Raw genomic sequence first — 18,950 nt, 5'->3', positions numbered from 1 at the left:
TCAAATGACAGGGTCAGGATCAGCAGCACCAGCTCGCGGAGCAAGAGATGAGAGCTTTCTTTCTACCGTCGCCTACTACTCGGGGGTGGAGCATCAGGAGCTGGCAAAAGAGATAGAATTTCAGGGCAGAGCAATAGAGAGCGCTCTTCAAGAGCTAGCTAATTATCCTGCTACTGGCAATGCACGTGAGTACTCCAATCGAAGGAGGCTAGGCGAGACGCTCGTAAAAGATATTCAAGGGCTGAAAGCGCGACTTGAAACGAATAAGGCAACTCTCACGGCAGAAACGGATGAGCTCAACTGGTTTTTGTGGGGAGTGTGCAAGATTGCGCAGCTGGCCGTAGGACTGTTCTTCTCTCTTTTTTATGGATATGAGGAGGCCACTATAGCCCGTTCTCAGAGGGTTGATCCAAGCTCTTCTACTTCTCACCTTCGAAAGATCAGATTTGATGTGACGCAGACACCAGAGATAAAGGTTGGTGGCTTTCAACTTGAAGGAGCAGCGGCCAGCGTTTATCTCTCTCCATCCTACAAATCACTGAATGGACGCTGTAGCCTTGAGGGGATTTCGCTTGAGGTTAGAAATCAAGCAGGAGGATGTCTGGGCATGATAAAGATGGAAAAGGAGAGAAATGACGGGCTATTTATAAGTGATTTATTTTGCATATTTGAAGATGATGAGAAGAGAGAGAGGCCCGTAATGAGAAAGCTAACGCAGCTTATTGCAGAGGTGCTCAAAATTGAGAAGAAGGAGTATGTGAGATGCTCGAGTATTTATGATCAGCTCCCTGTTCTTCTTACTGGAGGATTTGGTCCGCCGCAGGATGAGCGACTGATATACTCTGCAGACCCTTCGGTGCCACAACAAGAGAAAAGAGCAGCACAGCAAGCTGAGGCTGTGCGTGTACAACCTAGCCTCTTAGATTGCGAGAGATTAATAGAGGAGGTTCGCCTAGCTCGACAAAATGGACAGCGCTTTCCTGGTTATTACGATTTAGGAAGACAATCTCGCCATTATTTATATAACCTCCCTATTCGAATTGATCAGCAGCCTATTTTTTTTGGAGAGGGAACTCCCAAAACTTGGGGAGAGATGTTTGCTCAAGAACCGATCCTTTCCGAAACAGAGAGCCTCTTCGAGCGCTTCACCCCTCTCTCTTAATGACTGCTCTTTAGTCGTTCGATGTCGCGGCGGTTGATGCCTTTGACCTCTTTGAGCTCCTCTTCGGAGGCTTCGAGGATGCGCTTCAAGCTGCCGAAGTGGCGCAGAAGGCGCGTCTTTTTCACCTTGCCAATTCCCGGAATCTCTTCAAGGCTGCTCGAAAGGGTGCGCTTCTGTCTGCGCTTGCGATGGTAGCCGATCGCTTTCTCGTGGGTCTCATCGCGGATCTTCTGAAGAAGGAAGAGGAGGGGAGAGCGGATGCTAAGTTGAACGGGCTCTTTCTGATTGGGGATGAAGAGGCGCTCTTGGCTTAACCCCTGGTCGTGGCGGCCCGCCTCTTTTGCAATTGAGATCACATCTACAGAGGCGATATCGAGCTCTTTGAAGACGTCGAGTGCGACGTTGAGCTGCCCCTTGCCACCATCGATAAGCACGAGGTCGGGAAGATCATCTGCATCTTTTGCCTTCTGCAAATGTCTAGAGAGTGCCTGATGCAGAGCTCCATAATCGTCGCTCTTCTCGATGCCGCGGATGCGGTAGAGGCGCGTCTTGGCGCGGTCGCGCTTTCCCTCTGAAAAAGAGATGACAGCTGCGACCAGATCGGAGCCTGCGATGTTTGAGGTGTCGAAGCAGTCGATCCGCTTGGGATAGCGGTTGAGTTTGCAACTCTCTTGCAGATCGAGCAGTAATTTTTCTTGGAGCTCCTGCTGATTCTTCTCCTGTTCAAAGGTCGCCTTCGCATTCTTTTCTGCAAGGTGGACGAGCTCTCTCTTGTCTCCCTTCTTGGGAACGACGAGCTCAATTTTCTTCTGGTGCGCTTCAAATAGAATCTCTTCAAGAAGTGCAGCTTCAGGTAGCTCGATAGGAAGAAGAAGTTCAGGAGGAGGCGCGCTACTCTGTCTGTAGTGCTGCATGATGAAGGTCTCGAGGATCTCGCTCTCTTTCTGCGCGACGCGGAAGAAGCTGTAGTGCTCCGATCCGATCAGTTTTCCCTCTCGGAAGAAGAGCTGCATCAGAATGCTCTCGTCGCCGTGGCAGAAGAGGCCGATCGCATCGCAGTCGCGTCTGGAGGCTTTTGAAACGAGCCCCTCATGTTCGGTGACGTGTTCAATCTGGCGGATCGTTTGAAGAAGTGCTGCTGCCTTCTCAAACTCGAGATTTTCAGAGGCTCTCTCCATCTCTCTGTAGAGCTCTTTTAAAACCTCTTTGTCCTGACCTTTTAAGAATTTGATGGCGCCATCGACAAACTCATCATATTCGGGTTTTGTGCAGAGCCCCACACAGGGGGCAATGCAGCGTTTAATCGAGTAGAGCAGGCAGGGGCGCGTTCTTCGCTTTAGCTCCTCATCTGAGCATTGACGCAGCGGAAATAGACGCGTGATTAGCTCAAAGGTCTGCCTGGCTGCGTGCGCGCTCGTGTAAGGACCGAAGTAGAGAGCCTTCTCTTTCGGTCTTCCTTTGTAGCGGATCAGGCGCACCATCGGCCACTTATGATCATGATTGATCATGAGACTGATGAAGGTCTTATCATCCTTAAGCACCGCATTAAACTTGGGCTGATGCTTTTTGATGAGGGTGTTCTCCAGCATCAGAGCCTCTTTCTCAGTCGGCACGAGAAGAGTGTCGATGTGAGCGATCTGTGCAACAAGATGCGGAATCATCGCCCGCTCATCACGCCCCTTTGCAAAGTACTGCTTCAGGCGAACGCGCAGCTGTTTAGCTTTTCCCACATAGATCACCTTTCCCGAAGCATCCTTCATCAGATAGACGCCCGTCTCCTTCGGAAACTGCTCAAGTTGTGTCACATCAAAGCGCATCTAAAATTCGTTTTTTTATTTATTAAACTGAATAGACATGTCGGGTAGGCCAGGGGAAAGCTACGCTTTCTCTCGGGGCCTCCCTGCGACGTAACTGGTTTTTTTTTGGAGTGCGGCGACTCGGCGCCGCTTTTCTCAACATCGACTCGGCGATGTTTTTTAAGGAGATATCGACAGGTCGATATCGAAAAAAGCGGCGCCGAGTCGCCGCACTCCAAAAAAGAATCTCTAAAGACTATAGCCACTCTATTCTGGTTATCGAAAGATCTCAATAGGAGTCCTATAAATTATCTACTTCTGTTTTCCAGCGGGTGATTTTAAGGAGGGCGTCGAGGGGGGAGAGAGTGTTGGGGTCGAGATCTCGGAGCTCTTTGACGAAGGAGGGGTCGGGTTTTTGCGCAGGGGCAGCGTCGAAGAGGTTGAGCTGCTTCGTGTCATGAGATCTTTTCTGATAGGCCTCTTTTTCAAGAGAGGCGAGGAGCTCTTGGGCTCTGCGCAGAGTTGTAGCGGGTAGGCCTGCAAGGCGAGCGACGTGAATGCCGTAGCTCTTGTCGGTGCTTCCCTTTACGATCTTTCTCAAGAAGACGATCTCATCTCTGCTCTCGTGGACAGCGACGTGAACGTTGACAGCGCCTGTCTTCTCCTCTTCGAGCTTGGTCAGCTCCCAGTAGTGGGTGGCAAAGAGGGTTTTTGGGCCGCGGCTGAGCAGGTGCTCTGCGACTGCCCACGCAATCGATATCCCGTCGTAGGTGCTAGTGCCGCGTCCAATCTCATCGAGGAGGACGAGCGAGCGGGGAGTGGCGTTATGAAGGATGTTGGCGGTCTCGGTCATCTCCACCATGAAAGTCGACTGTCCTCTCGAGAGGTCGTCGCTTGCGCCGATGCGGCTAAAGACCTTGTCGATGATGCCGATATGCGCGCGCTTCACAGGTACAAACGAGCCGATCTGTGCCATGATGGCGATGAGTGCGATCTGGCGCAGGTAGGTCGATTTACCAGCCATATTCGGACCGGTGATAAGCAGGAGTCTTCTCTCTTTTGAATTGAGAAGAACATCGTTGGGGATGAACCTCTCTCCGATGAGCGCTTTTTCTAGAACTGGATGGCGCCCCTCTTCGATATTCAGCTGGTCGCTCTCATCGACGAGCGGACAGACGTAGCTCTGCTCTCTTGCGACTTGGGCAAGAGAGAGGAGGCAGTCGATCTGTGCAAGTGCCCGTGCAATTTCGCGTATGCTCTGGGCCTCTTGTGCAATGGCCAGTCTGAGAGCGTGGAAGAGTTCGGTCTCTAAAACCGACATCTTCTCTTCCGATGTGAGCATGCGCTGTTCGTAGGTTCTTAGCTCCGCTGTTGTGAAGCGCTCCGTGTTCACAAGCGTCTGTTTTCTCTCTGCAAACGGCACCAGTTTATCGGCCTGACCTCTGCTGACTTCGATGAAGTAGCCGACAGCGCGGTTGTAGGCGACCTTTAACGTCTTAATGCCAGATTTCTCGCGCAGCTCCATCTGGAACTTAGCGAGCCAGGCGTGGCTATCGCCTTTTAAGGCGCGCAGAGCGTCGAGTTCAGGATGGTAGCCCGCTTTGAAAATTCCACCGTCGGTAAGACGTAGTGGCGGCTCTTCAACAAGCGCATTTTCGATCATTTTACAGAGGGGGGTGGGATCGGAGATGCGCTGGAGGTTAGTCGAGATCAGCTGCGCATTAAAGCCCTTCAAGAGCGAGGTGATTGTAAGAGTGGGCTCCAATGAGAGGCGCAGAGCGTGGAGATCTCGTGCGGATGCATATCCCGTTTCGATGCGCATGATGAGCCTCTCGAGATCGCGCACTTGGCTCAGCTCTTTTTTAAGCAGACGCGCATTTGCAGGATCCTGCAAAAATGCAGCCACAGCCTTCTGGCGCTCGGAGATCTCGTTTACGGATAGGAGGGGATGGGTGAGCCACTGTCGCAGCAGGCGTCCTCCCATCGGTGTAGCCGTCTCATCGAGAAGAGAGAGGAGCGAGTAGCCCTTCTTTCCCAGAGAAAGAGTGTCGATTAATTCCAGGTGTCTCACAGTTGCGTGATCGAGAGCCATGTAGGATGCCGAGGGCTGCACATGAATCTGCTGGATGTGAGAGACTGCAAGCGTGAGCTCCTCCTGCACATAGCGTAAAAGGGTGCCAGCCGCATTGATGGAGGGGATCATTCCCTTTAAACCGAAGCCATCGAGCGAGTGCACCTTAAAATGTCTGAGGAGAAGATCGAGGGCGTACTGGTGATCGAAGTGCCACTCCTCTTTTTTTGTGATCGCAGAGCCAGCTTCTGTTTTTAACTGTGATAAGAGAGTCTCATGCTCTTTGAAAAATTTTTCTGAGACGAGCAGTTCTGCAGGGCGCATGCAGAGGAGCTCATCTTGAAGGAGCTTTCTATCTTCTGTTTCAAAGACTTTAAATTCTGAGGTCGTAAGGTCGAGTGCTGCGAGGGCAAAGAGGCGGTTTGTCTGTGTAAGGCAGACTAAGAAATTATTTGCTTTTTCTGGAATCAGCGCGGAGTTGATCAGCGTGCCGGGTGTGACAATCCGCATGATCTTGCGCTTAACAAGCCCCTTCGTCATGCGAGGGTCTTCCACCTGTTCTGCAACTGCAACGTGAAATCCGCTGGAGACTAGGCGTTCGATATACCCTTCGCTGCTGTGAAAGGGGACGCCGGCCATCGGCACTTCCTGCCGTTTGGTGAGGGTGATATCTAGCTCTTTTGCAATGAGAATAGCATCGTCGTAGAAGGCTTCATAGAAGTCCCCCAGACGGAAAAAAAGAATTGCTTGACCTGCGCTACTTTTTAGCTCCTCCCATTGAAGCATCATCGGGGATGTCTTTGTGGGTGCAGTAGCTGTTTCTGAAATCGTGCTCATTCGCTCTTTCTAGCCTCTTCAAGCGCTCTTCGCGCTTGGGCGAGACAGGTGTCGATCCAGCCTTTTGCTACTTGAAAATCTTTTTCTATTTCAAGAAGCTCATCTTTTACAGCCTGGATCGAAATTCCAGACTCGTTCTGCAAGCGGTTTGGCGGGTTTCTCGCTTCCTGCAGCGCCTCTTTCAATTTAAAAATTTTAATTAGGCGCGGGACCATCTGCAGATTCAGCTGCTCTTGCAAGCTGGTAGATGGAGCCTCCTCTTGAGTGAGCTGGCTCTTTTCTACAGAGGAGCTAAATGGAGAGAAGCTAGGGGCAAGTGGGGGCGCAAGATCCACAGGCTCGCAGTAGGGATTAGCCACTGGTCTTGCAGTGAAGGGCGCAGTTGGGTCTACGTTGCTATGCATAAATATTTCGGTTTTGATTTCCAGAGTATCTGAAAGCCAATTTTTGATCCAATCCGATCAAAAAGCGTCCTTTTCAAGTTTTCATCCACCCTCTAAGATGAGCTGTAGTATGTCGATGTACAAGAAAGAGAGTTTGGATGATCTGCGCAGCAAGATCGACCTCGTAGAGGTCGTCTCGTCGCATATTCGCTTGCAGCGCAGCGGATCTTCCCACAAAGCCTGCTGCCCGTTCCACGATGAGAAGACCCCCTCATTTACGATTCAGCGCGGCGACACCCACTACCACTGCTTTGGATGCGGCGCGCATGGAGATGCGATCGCCTTCCTCATGGGCTACCTTAAGATGGGATTTGTCGAAGCGATAGAACATCTCGCAGAACGCTTTCAAGTTGTTTTAGAAAAGAGCGATGAGGCCCAGGAGGGGAGAGGCCCCAATAAACCAGCGCTCAAAAATCTCCTTGAGAAGGCGTGCCAACTCTACCACTTTACGCTTCTCTACACTCCAGTAGGGCACCAGGCACTTCGCTATCTCTACGAGAGAGGCATCGACCTCGATTTTATCCAGAGATTCCGCGTGGGCTACGCCCCAGCAATTTCCGACTATCTACAGAAGATCCTCCCCTCAGATCATGGAGATCTAGAGCTCATGGCACAGGCAGGGCTGCTGCACCTCTCCGAGTCGGGCAGAAGACGCGATTTTTTTGGCGACAGAATCACCTTTCCCATCTCCGATGCGAGCGGCATGGTCATCGGCTTTTCAGCCCGTAAGTTCAAAGAGGAGACCTTTGGTGGTAAGTATATCAACACTCCCGAAACCCCTCTCTTTAAAAAATCCTCCGTGCTCTTTGGTCTTAGCTACAGCCGGCAGAGGATCGCAAAAGAGAGACGCGCGCTGATTGTAGAAGGACAGATCGATGCGTTAAGGCTCATCTACGCGGGATTCGACTACACCGTCGCAGGACAGGGTACCGCCTTCGGAGAGGATCATGTCAGAGAGCTCATGCATCTCGGTTTAAGCCATGCGCTTCTCGCGATGGATGGCGATGAGGCGGGACAGAAAGCTGCTGTAAAGATCGGCAATCTCTTCCAGAAGAAGGGAGTTGAGGTCTCGATCGTCCCGATGCCCGCAGGCTCCGATCCCGACGCCTTTTTACGTGAACGAGGAGAGCTCTCATTTGCCAAACTCCTGCAAGAGAGCGTTCCCTACCTGCCCTTCCTCTTCAACCACTTGGGAAGAGGGTTAAATCTCGACTCTCCAGCGCAGAAGAATGAGATTGTGCGCACGATTGCAACGCAGGTGCGCCTCTGGGAGCATCCGATCATGGTGCACGAGAGCCTTAGACGCCTTGCTGAGATTGCGCGCGTGCCTCTCGAGATGCTCAGCAAAGAGAGAGACCTCGTTCCCAACGCTCCACCTGCAAGAGTAGAGCTAAGCCGCATGGCCTCCGCTGTTGAGAAAGTAGATCCCGATCGCATCCTAGAAACCGATCTTCTTCGCTGGCTCTTTTTTGTGGGCGAGAGCGAGCCCAATATCGTCGAGCTCATCCGCGCAAATATGGATGAGCAGCAGCTGCGCGTGCCCGTTTGCAAAGAGCTCTATGCCCTCTACATGCAGGCCTATGCTGAGAAGAAGCCGCGCGACCTCTTGGCGCTAGGAACAAGCCTGCAAGAGGGAAAAGATCAGCTCTTCCTCTCCGAGATCATGCAGAAGAAGATCAACCTCCAGCGCGCCAAAGAGGGTGTGATTGAAACCATCCAGAAGATCCTCAACCGCTCCTGGCTTCAGAAGCGCGAAGACATCCGCATCAAGATTCACAGCGGCAAGTGCAGCGAAACAGAGGTCCTCGAACTCGCCAAGCAGTTCGACGAGATCAAAAAACACCCTCCCCAGATCATTATCTAAAAGCTGAAAGACTCGCTCTTATTGCATGAAGGAGAGGATGTTGCCGGAGGCTAGGTTATGGAGGAGAGGGCGCGGGAGGCTTAGGTGCTCTTCAAACATCTTGAGGATGTGGGGATAGCCTGAGGAGTTTCCATACTCATCGAAGTACATCTTGTCGGCGTTATACTTGATCTGGATGCCGGGAAAGTCGGTATCGCAGAAGAAGTCGGCTCCGAAGCAGAGAGCCTTTTCACCCTGAAGACCAAGCCCATGTTCTGCGTGCTTGAGAATATCTCTCTGGTCGTGTGCTCCTACAAAAGGTCTAAAGAGGTTGAAGCCGATTACGCCTCTGCGGCGGATAATCTCACGCGCGAGCTCGTCGGGAAGGTTGCGCGCCACATTTGTAATTGAGCGAAAGTTGGAGTGGCTCGCAAGCACGGGAACTTTCAACTTGTTCTGATCGATGAAATTTAGAATGTCGTGGGCAAGAGCATCGGAGGTGTGGCTTAGGTCGACTGCGATCTTCTTCTGATCCATCCAGCGCAGCAGCTGCTTGCCATCCTCTTTTAGCCCAACCGTTGTGCTGTTTCCTCCGCCAAAGCGATTCTCATCATTCCACGTTAGGCTGATGTAGAGAATGCGACCCATTGTCTCATAGAGATGGTTGAGCCGCGAAAGAGCCCTTTCAAGAGGCTCATCCTCTTCGCAAAATCCCGAAGCGTTCTCAAAGGCGGGGATGATAAAGATCTTCTCAGAGGGCTTCTCAAAGCACTCCGGACCTGTGAAAAAAGCATACTCGCTCTTGTACTTGCTTAGCAGCTGCAGATAGAGCTCGATCTGCTCGCGCGCAACCCGCGTAGAGCCGGGCTCGGTAGTCGTAAAAATAGCAAGCACCTGCAAACGAACGCCCCCTTCCCTCATCTGCCCATAGGAGCTGCGCGAGATCGCATCAAACGGCGTCCTCTCCTTGCTTACCTGCAGGTAGCTGAGGAGGTCGCAGTGCAGATCGATCACGGGAATTGGAACCATTATTTCATCTCCTGGATCTTGCTGAAGTCGAGAAGAGAGTCGAAGTAGGCAAAGACCTTGTGTAGAAGTGCGATGCGGTTGTTCTGCAGGTCGAGGTCGTCGACGAGGATCTTCACGGTGTCGAAGAGGCGCACGATGAAGGGCTGGAAGGTGGCCATGTGCGCAAAAGCGCGCGCATAGTCTCTATCGTCGATCGCGTTTTTCAGTTGAGTCTGGATCTTCTCCACATGTTTCCAGAGCTCTTTTTCAGCCGGCTCTTTGAGAAGAGCAGGGTTGAAAGGGCTCTTTGCTGGCTTTTCAAGCTGCCCCTTGGCGCGCTTGTAGACCTCAAGAAACTTTGGAAATTCAGCTCTCTTGCGGAAGGCGTGCAGCGCCTGCACTTTGCGGAACTGGTCGAAGGGATCGTAGCAGATGCCTCTCAGAGCGGCTTCGATCTCATCTTTTTTAAAGCCGTAGGCTTCAAAGACCGTTTTGGCTCTTGAGGTGACAAACTGGAGGATCTCTTCAACGACCTTCTCTCGCGCCTTCAGATCTTTCTGAAGCGAAGTAAACTGCTCTGCGCACTCATCGAGGAGCGTCTTCAAGTTGACAGAGTGGGAGCCCTCGATGAGGATCTTGATCATTCCGAATGTCTGTCTTCTAAGAGCGTAGGGATCGCTGGATGAGGTGGGCTTGAGGCCGATGCTAAAGTAGCCGAGCAGGTTATCGAACTTGTCCGACAAGCTTAAGATGATCCCGCAAGGAGTTTTAGGAAGGGGGGCCTCTTCTGCGCGCGGCATCCACTGCTCTGCAATCGCCTCCGCAACCTCTGGCGCCTCTTTTTGCGCCAAGGCGTAGTAGCGCCCTGCTGTTCCTTGTAGGTCGGGGAACTCGCCTACGAGTGCTGAGGTGAGATCTGCTTTTGATAAGAGAGCCGAGCGGAGAAGTTTCTTCTCGTCTGCAATCGAAAGAGCGCGGTTTAATGTGCGCACATGGTGGTAGATGCGCATCACCTTATCCAGCATTGAACCTAGCTCTTTCTGAAAGGTCATCTCTTTCAGCTTATCGTTGAACTTCACGAGGGGAGTGTTTAGATCCTGCTCATAGAGGAAGACGCCGTCGGATAGACGCGCCGATAGCACCTTCTGGTTGCCCTTGCAGATCAGGTCTGTGGGGACTCTGTCGGCTGTGATGACGAACTGGTTTTTTAGCTTGCCTTTACTGTCTGCCAAGGGGAAGTACTTCTGGTGCTCGACCATCTCTGAGATCAGCACCTCTTGAGGGGCGCGCAAGAATGCGGTAGCAAAAGAGGCAGAGATCAGGCAGGGCCACTCGGTGAGGTGAAGAACTTCTGAAAGAACTCTCTCTTTCATCAGAGCTTGGCTCTTCGTCTTCTTCTCTATTGCTGTCAGCTGTTTAAGAATGGATTCTTTACGCTCTTCGATATCTGCAAGTACGCACCCTTTCTTGAGTGAAGAGAGGTAGGCTTTAGGCTCTTTCAGCACGATCTTTCCGGGTTTGAGTTGCGCATGGCCGAAGGTGAAGCGGTTAGAGGAGATCTCTCCCAGCTGGAAAGGGATCACATGTGGGCCGAAGAGTGCAACGATCCAGTGGAGTGGCCTTGCGTAGGTGATATCTAGACCTGCCCAGCGCATCTTTTTTGGAAACTCAAGCGCGGAGATGAGCTTTGGAAGCTCATCTGCGAGAAGGAGCATCGTCGATCTTCCCTCTTCCGTTAAAAAGGCGAAGAGATAGTCGCTCTCTTTGATGGTGCGGATCTCGAGATTTTTTACCTTTCCCTTTCTGATCTCAGATAGAGAAGCGGTAGGCAGATTCAGCGACTTAAAGAATCCTGCTCCTTGCGGTGTGAGCTCTCCTTTCGGATCGAATGCGGTGGAGACCGGCGGCCCCCTCTTTTCGATCTTCTTGCTCTCTGTTCCTTCTGCAAGACCGCTCACGAGAATAGCGAGCCTTCGCGGCGCACCAAAAACTTTAAGCTTGTCGAAAGAGACGCCGCTCTCTGTAAGAAGTTTCTGGATCGCTCTCTCCAGATTTCTGCAGCCAACGGGAACAAAGCTCTCTGGGAGCTCTTCCGAGCCGATCTCGAGAAGGAAATCCTGCTTTTTCTTGGGGTTAAAAGACTTTGGAATTTTAGGAAGAGCTGCGGCTTTTAGCTTAGAAGCCTTCTCCTTTTTGATTAGGGGGAATCCGAGCTTTTCGCGAGAGGCGATATACTCCAGTCCTACAAGACGAGCGAGATCTCGGATGCGCGCGATGTACCCTGTGCGTTCCGATGCGGAGATTACGCCTCTTGCATCTAGAATGTTAAACGCGTGCGACGCCTTGATCACAAAGTCGTAGGCCGGAATTGGCAGGTTGCGTGCAACCAGATCGCTCGCCTCTTTTTCGTAGTCGTTGAAGTGGGTGTGCCACATCTTCGTGTTCGCTTCAGTGAAGTTGTAGCTGCTCCATTCGACCTCGCTATGTTGAGAGATGTCTCTGAAGGTGAGCGTATCATTCCACTTCACATCGAAGAGGTTGTCGACGTTTTGCACATACATCGCGAGCCTCTCCAGACCGTAGGTGATCTCAGCGGTCACTGGATGAGTCGGAATGCTAGCGATCGCCTGAAAGTAGGTGAACTGCGAGACCTCCATGCCATCGCACCAGACCTCCCAACCGAGCCCCCACGCTCCCAAGCTCGGAGACTCCCAGTCGCTGTGCACAAAACGGATGTCATGTTTCTTTAAGCTGAGGCCGATCGCTTCTAGAGATTCCAAATACCAGCGCTGAACATCTTTTGGCGAGGGCTTTAACACAACCTGGTACTGGTGAAAGAGCTGAACGCGATTCGGGTTCTCTCCATAACGGCCATCTTGAGGACGGCGAGAGGGCTCTACGTAGGCAGCATTGTAGGGCTCAGGTCCCAGACAGCGCAAAAAGGTCACGGGATTGAAGGTGCCGGCTCCCACCTCTAAGTCGTGCCCCTGGTGGACGATGCACCCCTTCTTCTCCCAGAACTCGTTTAAACGCGCGATTAGCTGTTGAAATGTGAGCATGAATTTACCTGATGATCAAAAGGAGAGAGTGTAATTTGAAATTTCTTTTTCCTCAATCTCCTCCTCTCTCATTTGTTTTTATAAGTTTTTCCTAGTTTTTTCTTTTTTTTTGGAGTGCGGCGACCTGGCGCCGCTTTTCTTGAGATCGACCTGGCGATCTCTCTTAAATTTCAAATAAGCAGAATGATGGCATCTCTAATAATCAAAGAAAATCGACAAGTCGATTTTAAGAAAAGCGGCGCCAGGTCGCCGCACTCCAAAAAAGAGAGCTTGAAAGCTGCTAATGTGATATTAAATTTTTTGATTCAGAGCGATTAGATTGATGTTATTGCCCAGCTGAGGTAGAATTTTTACCACAATACGGGTGAAACATGTTTGCATTAAGATCTGCTTCTATTAATCGTTCAAAAATCTTCTTTCCTCCTTTTAATTTAGTAAGAAGCGATTTTGAACATCTCATCATGCGCTCAGCTTCGCAGGTGATTGGCACGACGATTAAAAACATGCAGAGGCTGCTGGAAGAGGCGAGAGAAGCCCACCGCCTCCTAGCTCAAAGAGAGCGCCGCACACATACATACGAGGTGCTTCATCTCAGGCATCATAAGGTTCACAACACATGACACGATCTCTTCATAACATCACCGAAAGTGAACTCAAAGAGTGGCTTATCGCCCAAGATGAGAAGCCCTTCCGCGCGTCGCAGATTTTGGATTGGCTTTATAAAAAAGGCGTAACAGAGTGGTCTCAGATGACCAATCTGAGCGCTTCCATTCGAGAGAAGCTCTCCTCTCATTTTCATCTCAAATCGATCAAGCTGCGCGAGACTCAAGACTCCATAGACAATGAGACGACCAAGTTCCTCTGGGAGCTATCCGACGGCAAGCTTGTTGAATCTGTTCTTATCCGCTCTTTTGAGCGACGCACCGTTTGCGTCTCCTCGCAAGTCGGCTGTCCGGCCCGATGCGCATTTTGCGCTTCTGGTAAGCAGGGACTCATGCGAAATTTAACTGCAGCTGAGATCTATGAGCAGGTCTATGAGATCGACCGCTACCTCAAGGCAAAAGAGGAGAGGGTCTCTCACGTGGTTTATATGGGGATGGGTGAGCCCTTTGAAAACTATGAAGAGGTTGTAAAGTCGATCGGCTTCCTCTGCGATCCCACACGACTGGGCCTCTCTCAAAGAAGAATCACCGTTTCTACTGTCGGCGTGATTGAGGGAATTGTCCGTTTTGCTGAGGAAGATTTAAAAGTGAACCTCGTTCTCTCTCTGCACGCTCCGAATCAGAGAATCCGCCAGAAGATCATCCCCTACGCACGCAAGTACCCGCTCGATGAGATACTTACCGCAATGCGCTTCTTTGCTCACAAGACGAGAAGAGACATCACCTACGAGTATACGATGATGGCAGGGATCAACGACAGTCTCGACTGCGCGCACGAGCTCGCAAGCCTCTTGGGCGGGCAGCAGTGCACTATTAACCTCATCCCCTATAACCCAGTAGAGGGGCTCCACCTTAATCGCCCATCCAAAGAGACGATTGAGGGCTTTAGAGAGGCTCTTACTGAGAGCGGACTCAATGTCACCTGGCGCTACACCAAAGGCAAGGACATCGCCGCCGCCTGCGGCCAGCTCGCCATGCGCAACTAAGCTCTTCTAAAAAAGTAGTGCAACAATTTTTACCAACCGCTAATCTCGTCTGAAAAGAGAGGTTGGTGTGGTAATTGCGCTCTGTTTCACGCTTGTGCGTATCCTTCTAAGCCCTCTTTTTCTCATTATTTATCTCTATCATCAGGATCTAGGAATTAGTCTCATTCTTCTTCCCTATATCCTCATCTTGATACAGGGTATTTCGGAGCTATCCGACCTTTTTGACGGCTTTTTTGCCCGCAGAAAGAACGAGGTAACAGAGCTTGGCAAGCTGCTCGACCCCATGGCCGACAGCATCTTTCGCCTCTCTGTCTTCTTGACATTCACTCAAGGCATCGTCCAGCTCCCGCTGATTCTAGTTCTCTTCTTCTTCTATCGAGATTCGATTATTAGCACCCTTCGCACGCTCTGCGCTTTAAGAGGCGTAGCCCTTGGAGCTCGCTTAAGTGGGAAAATTAAGGCGGTCCTTCAGGCGTCTGTAACACTTTTAATTTTAATTTTAATGATCTTCTACTCCCTTGGCCACATAGATCTCCACCTCTTCCAAAAAATTAGTATGATCAGCGTGCTGATCGTCTGCCTCTACACGATCTCTTCTGGCATTGAGTACATCTATGCCAATCGCAGCTACATTCAAAAAGCTCTCAATCGAAAGTAGAATCTTTTTATCTTTAATCTGTAATAAGAAAATGTTTATTATTTACTTATAATAATAAGTGTATTTGATTGTTGTTTTATTATTTGCTATAATTATATGAAATTAATTAAAGGTAATGTGAGGTTAAAGATGACTGCTATTAGCGCGAGACAAATTACTGATGGTGGAGAGAATGGAAGAGAGGTTGCGGTTCAGCCAGCAACAAACAGCCGGAGTATGCACAGATCTCTGCAGCTAATGCCAACCATTCGCGCTTTTCAAAGAGGTCCTGAAGGAGTTGCTATTAGCCAAGGAGAACTCATTACCCGAAAGGTTGTTGGGGAGCTCTTTTTCTTAACTCTTGCTCTTGTATTAACCGTTGAAGCTATTGTAAGTGGAATTTTTGTCACAATCGCTGAAACGTTAGGCTCTCTCCAACAGCTAATGTCTCAACACGAATTCACTTTTGAGATGCCCCAAGTCAATCTGGAGATGCCGCAAGTCAAAGTTCAGATGCCTGAGTTTAAATTTGATATGCCTCAAGTCAGAGTAGGCAAACGAACTGGGCCTATCATCGAAGAAGTAGACGACTAAAACTATTTTTAGGCGGCTCTTTTCTTATCCCTGGAGATCAGCGCAGTGTAGAGATCGAGATAGGCTCTCGCTGATTTTTCCCAGCTAAAGTTGTATCTCATTCCATTCATGATGATTCGATTCCACTTCGCACGATCATTTTCCCAACAGTCGAGCGCTCGATCGAGCGCCCAGTTCATGCCGGCCGCATCGAAGTGGTCGAAGGTGTAGCCGTTTCGTTCACTTTCTGGGCGATCAGAAGTATCAATATCAAACACCGTATCAGCGAGGCCTCCTGTGCGTCTCACAACAGGAACCGTTCCGTAACGCAATGCGATCATCTGCGTGAGGCCGCATGGCTCAAAAAGCGAAGGAACAATGAGTAGATCCGATCCCGCAAAAATGAGATGGCAGAGAGCCTCGTTTTTATCGATGCTAATGCCGATGCTTTTTTCTCTTCCGTTCCAGGGAAGAAACTCCTTTTCGATCTTAGAGCCGTGATCGGAACCTAGAAGAGTAAACTGCCCCCCACGCTTCAAAGTTCTAGTCATCGCATGCAAGATGAGCTCTGGACCCTTCTGTGTAACCAGGCGTGTCACCGAGCCGACGATAGGATAGTCTCCCTCGCGCAACCCAAAGTGTATACGAAGCTGCCGGCGGTTCTCTTTTTTTGCCTCCAAGACCTTTTGTAACTTGTCCTGTTCACCCACGTTAAAGGTGTTGTAGCGTTTAATCAAGAAGGGATCTTTTTCAGGGTTCCAGTAGTTCTCATCGATGCCGTTGAGGATGCCGCGCATCTTGTTGCGATTTGCAACAACCACTTCTTGTAGGCCTGCTCCTGCAAGAGGCGTCATGATCTCTCGCATGTAGGTGGGAGAGACAGTTGTCACCTGGTCTGCATACTCGATCCCTCCCTTCAGAAGGTTGATAGTACCGAAGATAGAGGGGTCCTGCATCTTTTCGCGAATGAGGGGATTTTCTCCGCGCAATCCCACGCGCGAGATCTGCTTTGGAAGACACTTCCCTTGGTAGTCTAGGTTGTGAATCGTAAGCACAATCCCTTGCGCTTTTAAGCCGAGGGGTTTGTAGACTTCTTTGTAGAGAGGCGCAATAAGAGCTGTTGGCCAGTCGTGTAGATGAATTAGATCGGGTGTGCGCTTAGTTTGAAAGAGGTACTCGAGCGCAGCTCTGCAGAAGTAGGTAAACCTCTCCACATCATCGTCACAGCCATAGATCTTTTCGCGTCCGAAGTAGTGAGTCGGGTCGTGTGATTCAATAAGAAGCACCCGCAAGTTTTCAAGTTCGCACGACCAGATAGTGTTGCGTATCTGTTCAGATCCCTCCGTGCAGAGCATCTCTTGGAGATCAACTTTAAGATGTTTTAATTGCTTATAATCGATACAGTCGTACTTTGGAATAATGATTTCGACCTTCTGCTTTTTACTGACGAGCTCCTTCGAGAGCCCATAGAGAACGTCTCCTAGTCCGCCAACTTTAGCAACGGGGGCGAGTTCTGAAGCAATATGGACGATATGCATAGATAAGTTTTGGGTTATTAATTTTTCTTTTAATCTACAGAGGAGTTATATGCAAAATTTTCCTGTAATCGTCTCCTTTTTTACAAAGAACACTCCCTATCAAGACGAGGTGAAGAATTTAATCGCTTCATGCGAGAAGTTTGGCCTCGAAACCTCTATTGACGGCGTCGACTCCTTCGGGAGCTGGGAGCTGAACTGCTCCTTTAAGCCCTTCTTCCTCTATCAGAAGCTCCAAGAGCTTAAAAAAAAGGTTCTATGGGTCGATGCAGACGCGGTATTTGTCAGGAAGCCGACTCCTCTCGATATCTTCTCAGCCGATCTCTCTGTGAGAATCAATCCGGAGCTTCCCGACCAGCACCCCTCAAAAGTCATGTCGGGCACAATTTTTGCAAACTACACAGACAAGTCTCAAGAGCTTCTGCGCAGGTGGGCCCAGGCATGCGTAAAAGAGATGATGCGCGAGGGGCGCACCGAGGAGTTCTGGGAGCAGACCGCATTAAGAGATATCCTTATCTCAAAAAATTTTGACGCTGACGTGCGCAATCTCCCTCTTGAATACGTCAAGGTTGCTGGCCACCCTAGCGATGAAAAGCGAATCCTCGACCCCATCATCGAGCACCACCAAGCCTCCCGTCGCTTCAAGTCCTCCATCAACGGCAACAACAAATAAACTTTATTGATGTAGTTGATGGCGGAAATTTAAAGAGGGCCAAAATAGACATGTCGGATGGTGTGCGCTGGCGCCACACCTCCCGCGACCACCTTGCGCTTCACCTCGCTTTGCCAAACCGTGTGCTCGAAAACAGAGTGGGCCACTGCCCTACCCTGTACGCCTGCCCGGCTTTTCTGCGCTACGGTTTTGCTGTGCGATCTGAATCGATCGGCTGCTCAAGGCGCTCATCCCACTTCCTCCGCCAAAGGGTCCCTTTCGCGTCCAGTCGCAATGCATATCGCACAGCAAAATTGCACCCGCAGGAGAGCGCGGCGAGCGCGTCAACGGGGTAGTACTCTGTACACCCCTTCTCCGAGGACGCGATTTGGCAAAGCGAGATGCAGCGCAAGAGGGTCGCAGGGAGGCCCCGAGAGAAGGCCAAAGGCCTATCTCCTGGCCTACCCGACATGTCTATTCTGCGAAAAATATAGAATATCTACGGGTAAAGGTTTTTTTTAGCGATCTGGGTTTGATTTAAAATCTTGGGGGCAGTAGCATGGTCCCTGTTGAATTTTTTTAAATGGCTTTTTAACTGGGGCGTCGCCAAGTGGTAAGGCAGCGGTTTTTGGTACCGCCATTCGGAGGTTCGAATCCTTCCGCCCCAAGTTTTAGTTGAAGTAACAAGATGCACAATGAAAACGGATACATGTTATTTGCGGGCACCTCCCATCCGGAGCTTGCACGTCAAATTGCAGACTCCGTCGGTGTGAAGCTTGGAAAAGTGACAATTGAGACGTTTCCAGATGGCGAGATAGGCGTTCATGTTTTAGACAACGTCCGTGGTAGGGATGTTTTCCTTTTGCAATCCGTCGCACGACATCCCAATCTCTATCTCATGGAACTTCTCATATTGGTCGACGCTATGAAGCGCGCCTCGGCCCGTTCGATCATCGCGATGATTCCCTATTTTGGGTATGCGCGTCAGGATCGAAAGGGAACAGCACGAGAGCCGATTACGGCTAAACTTGTTGCTGACCTGCTTGAAAAAGCGGGTGTTACGAGGGTGCTCTCTATGGATCTGCATACGGAGCAGATTCAGGGGTTTTTTAACATCCCTGTGGACAATCTTTACGCAAGACCGGCTCTTGTAGAAGCGGTGAAGCGTTTAAAGATGGACAAGTGTGTGGTGGTAACCCCGGACGTAGGGAGCATAAAACTCGCCCGGTCGTTCGCAGAGGAGCTTAAGTGCGACTATGCGATTGTCGACAAGCGTCGAATAAGTGCAAAGCGAGTAGAGATGGATGCCCTTATTGGGGACGTGAAGGACTGCGATGTCCTGATCGTCGATGACATCTGCTCGACAGGAAGCACGCTCAAGACGGCGGCAGTGGTGTGTAAGAATGCGGGTGCAAAGCGCATCTATGCAGTAGTTACCCACGGCCTCTTTGTCGGTGAGTCGTTTGAGGAAAGTGCGATTGAAAAGATGCTGGTTAGCAATACCGTGACACTACCTCCTGGTATTCCTCGAGAGAGGATTGAGGTTGTGTCAATTGCCCCTCTTTTTGCTAAGGCGATAGATTCCATCGTCGGTGCAAAGTCCATCTCCTCCCTGTTCAGTAGATCTTCGTCCTAAGAGGTTGCTTTTAAACCGGAGCGGTTTGAAGACAGTCTCTAAGAGGCTAC

Annotated in this window: 15 protein-coding genes and 1 tRNA gene; 10 read left to right on the top strand and 6 right to left on the bottom strand. The window is 50.5% G+C overall.

Translation table 11 applies throughout. The features are described 5' to 3' along the window. Positions 1-4: 4 nt before the first annotated feature. Positions 5-1,162 carry a hypothetical protein gene (locus HYX48_01390; protein ID MBI2742554.1) on the top strand — a complete coding sequence of 386 codons (1,158 nt, stop codon included), beginning with the start codon at positions 5-7 and terminating at the stop codon, positions 1,160-1,162. On the opposite strand, the gene uvrC is transcribed toward HYX48_01390, so the two are convergent. The 3 genes from uvrC to HYX48_01375 all read right to left on the bottom strand — a co-directional run bounded on the left by uvrC (position 1,159) and on the right by HYX48_01375 (position 6,270). Next, positions 1,159-2,979, bottom strand: a complete 1,821-nt coding sequence (gene uvrC, locus HYX48_01385; GenBank protein MBI2742553.1) for an excinuclease ABC subunit UvrC — start codon at positions 2,977-2,979, stop codon at positions 1,159-1,161. The two genes, HYX48_01390 and uvrC, sit on opposite strands and share 4 nt — an antisense overlap. A gap of 280 nt (positions 2,980-3,259) precedes the next feature. Next, a complete protein-coding gene (gene mutS / locus HYX48_01380) occupies positions 3,260-5,866 on the bottom strand; it encodes a DNA mismatch repair protein MutS (protein MBI2742552.1) in 2,607 nt (868 codons plus the stop codon). Then, a complete protein-coding gene (locus HYX48_01375; protein MBI2742551.1) occupies positions 5,863-6,270 on the bottom strand; it encodes a hypothetical protein in 408 nt (135 codons plus the stop codon). The genes mutS and HYX48_01375 overlap by 4 nt, the downstream gene beginning before the upstream one ends. Before the next feature lie 109 nt (positions 6,271-6,379). Between HYX48_01375 and dnaG the strand changes: the two genes are divergently transcribed. Next, positions 6,380-8,173, top strand: coding sequence for a DNA primase (dnaG, locus tag HYX48_01370; GenBank protein MBI2742550.1), 1,794 nt, complete (start codon positions 6,380-6,382; stop codon positions 8,171-8,173). 18 nt (positions 8,174-8,191) lie between these two features. Here the strand turns inward: dnaG and HYX48_01365 are convergent, their stop codons facing one another. Together HYX48_01365 and HYX48_01360 are read right to left on the bottom strand one after the other, a co-directional pair. Beyond that, on the bottom strand, positions 8,192-9,181 hold the full coding sequence (locus tag HYX48_01365) for a membrane dipeptidase (protein MBI2742549.1): 990 nt from the start codon (positions 9,179-9,181) through the stop codon (positions 8,192-8,194). Next, positions 9,181-12,219 carry a glycine--tRNA ligase subunit beta gene (locus tag HYX48_01360; GenBank protein ID MBI2742548.1) on the bottom strand — a complete coding sequence of 1,013 codons (3,039 nt, stop codon included), beginning with the start codon at positions 12,217-12,219 and terminating at the stop codon, positions 9,181-9,183. Before HYX48_01360 ends, HYX48_01365 begins: the two co-directional genes overlap by 1 nt. A 371-nt stretch (positions 12,220-12,590) precedes the next feature. Between HYX48_01360 and HYX48_01355 the strand changes: the two genes are divergently transcribed. The 4 genes from HYX48_01355 to HYX48_01340 all read left to right on the top strand — a co-directional run bounded on the left by HYX48_01355 (position 12,591) and on the right by HYX48_01340 (position 15,098). Beyond that, on the top strand, positions 12,591-12,839 hold the full coding sequence (locus HYX48_01355) for a hypothetical protein (GenBank protein MBI2742547.1): 249 nt from the start codon (positions 12,591-12,593) through the stop codon (positions 12,837-12,839). After that, the gene (gene rlmN / locus HYX48_01350) at positions 12,836-13,867 is read left to right on the top strand and encodes a 23S rRNA (adenine(2503)-C(2))-methyltransferase RlmN (GenBank protein MBI2742546.1); all 1,032 of its coding nucleotides are present in this window, start codon (positions 12,836-12,838) and stop codon (positions 13,865-13,867) included. The genes HYX48_01355 and rlmN overlap by 4 nt, the downstream gene beginning before the upstream one ends. A gap of 67 nt (positions 13,868-13,934) precedes the next feature. Next, positions 13,935-14,525 carry a CDP-alcohol phosphatidyltransferase family protein gene (locus HYX48_01345; protein MBI2742545.1) on the top strand — a complete coding sequence of 197 codons (591 nt, stop codon included), beginning with the start codon at positions 13,935-13,937 and terminating at the stop codon, positions 14,523-14,525. A gap of 129 nt (positions 14,526-14,654) precedes the next feature. After that, positions 14,655-15,098, top strand: a complete 444-nt coding sequence (locus HYX48_01340; protein ID MBI2742544.1) for a hypothetical protein — start codon at positions 14,655-14,657, stop codon at positions 15,096-15,098. Between the two features lie 8 nt (positions 15,099-15,106). Here HYX48_01340 and HYX48_01335 read toward each other — a convergent pair whose 3' ends face one another. Continuing rightward, on the bottom strand, positions 15,107-16,615 hold the full coding sequence (locus tag HYX48_01335; protein MBI2742543.1) for a glycogen synthase: 1,509 nt from the start codon (positions 16,613-16,615) through the stop codon (positions 15,107-15,109). A 49-nt stretch (positions 16,616-16,664) separates the two neighbouring features. Between HYX48_01335 and HYX48_01330 the strand changes: the two genes are divergently transcribed. The 4 genes from HYX48_01330 to HYX48_01315 all read left to right on the top strand — a co-directional run bounded on the left by HYX48_01330 (position 16,665) and on the right by HYX48_01315 (position 18,900). Beyond that, positions 16,665-17,285 carry a hypothetical protein gene (locus HYX48_01330; GenBank protein MBI2742542.1) on the top strand — a complete coding sequence of 207 codons (621 nt, stop codon included), beginning with the start codon at positions 16,665-16,667 and terminating at the stop codon, positions 17,283-17,285. A 50-nt stretch (positions 17,286-17,335) separates the two neighbouring features. Continuing rightward, the gene (locus HYX48_01325; GenBank protein ID MBI2742541.1) at positions 17,336-17,620 is read left to right on the top strand and encodes a hypothetical protein; all 285 of its coding nucleotides are present in this window, start codon (positions 17,336-17,338) and stop codon (positions 17,618-17,620) included. A gap of 240 nt (positions 17,621-17,860) precedes the next feature. Next, positions 17,861-17,932 (top strand) — tRNA-Gln (locus HYX48_01320). A gap of 20 nt (positions 17,933-17,952) precedes the next feature. Next, the gene (locus HYX48_01315; protein MBI2742540.1) at positions 17,953-18,900 is read left to right on the top strand and encodes a ribose-phosphate pyrophosphokinase; all 948 of its coding nucleotides are present in this window, start codon (positions 17,953-17,955) and stop codon (positions 18,898-18,900) included. Positions 18,901-18,950: the final 50 nt, after the last annotated feature.

This window comes from Chlamydiales bacterium, assembly GCA_016185065.1.
In the GTDB taxonomy this organism is placed as follows: domain Bacteria; phylum Chlamydiota; class Chlamydiia; order Chlamydiales; family Rhabdochlamydiaceae.
This window is presented reverse-complemented; position numbering and strand designations above follow the sequence as displayed.

Bases quoted from the DNA above. Each gene is read 5' to 3' on its own strand.
- uvrC (MBI2742553.1), bottom strand. From the start codon at position 2,979: ATGCGCTTTGATGTGACACAACTTGAGCAGTTTCCGAAGGAGACGGGC.
- HYX48_01365 (MBI2742549.1), bottom strand. From the start codon at position 9,181: ATGGTTCCAATTCCCGTGATCGATCTGCACTGCGACCTCCTCAGCTAC.
- HYX48_01330 (MBI2742542.1), top strand. From the start codon at position 16,665: ATGCAAAATTTTCCTGTAATCGTCTCCTTTTTTACAAAGAACACTCCC.
- rlmN (MBI2742546.1), top strand. From the start codon at position 12,836: ATGACACGATCTCTTCATAACATCACCGAAAGTGAACTCAAAGAGTGG.
- HYX48_01325 (MBI2742541.1), top strand. From the start codon at position 17,336: ATGTCGGATGGTGTGCGCTGGCGCCACACCTCCCGCGACCACCTTGCG.
- dnaG (MBI2742550.1), top strand. From the start codon at position 6,380: ATGTCGATGTACAAGAAAGAGAGTTTGGATGATCTGCGCAGCAAGATC.
- HYX48_01375 (MBI2742551.1), bottom strand. From the start codon at position 6,270: ATGCATAGCAACGTAGACCCAACTGCGCCCTTCACTGCAAGACCAGTG.
- HYX48_01315 (MBI2742540.1), top strand. From the start codon at position 17,953: ATGCACAATGAAAACGGATACATGTTATTTGCGGGCACCTCCCATCCG.
- mutS (MBI2742552.1), bottom strand. From the start codon at position 5,866: ATGAGCACGATTTCAGAAACAGCTACTGCACCCACAAAGACATCCCCG.
- HYX48_01355 (MBI2742547.1), top strand. From the start codon at position 12,591: ATGTTTGCATTAAGATCTGCTTCTATTAATCGTTCAAAAATCTTCTTT.
- HYX48_01335 (MBI2742543.1), bottom strand. From the start codon at position 16,615: ATGCATATCGTCCATATTGCTTCAGAACTCGCCCCCGTTGCTAAAGTT.
- HYX48_01360 (MBI2742548.1), bottom strand. From the start codon at position 12,219: ATGCTCACATTTCAACAGCTAATCGCGCGTTTAAACGAGTTCTGGGAG.
- HYX48_01390 (MBI2742554.1), top strand. From the start codon at position 5: ATGACAGGGTCAGGATCAGCAGCACCAGCTCGCGGAGCAAGAGATGAG.
- HYX48_01340 (MBI2742544.1), top strand. From the start codon at position 14,655: ATGACTGCTATTAGCGCGAGACAAATTACTGATGGTGGAGAGAATGGA.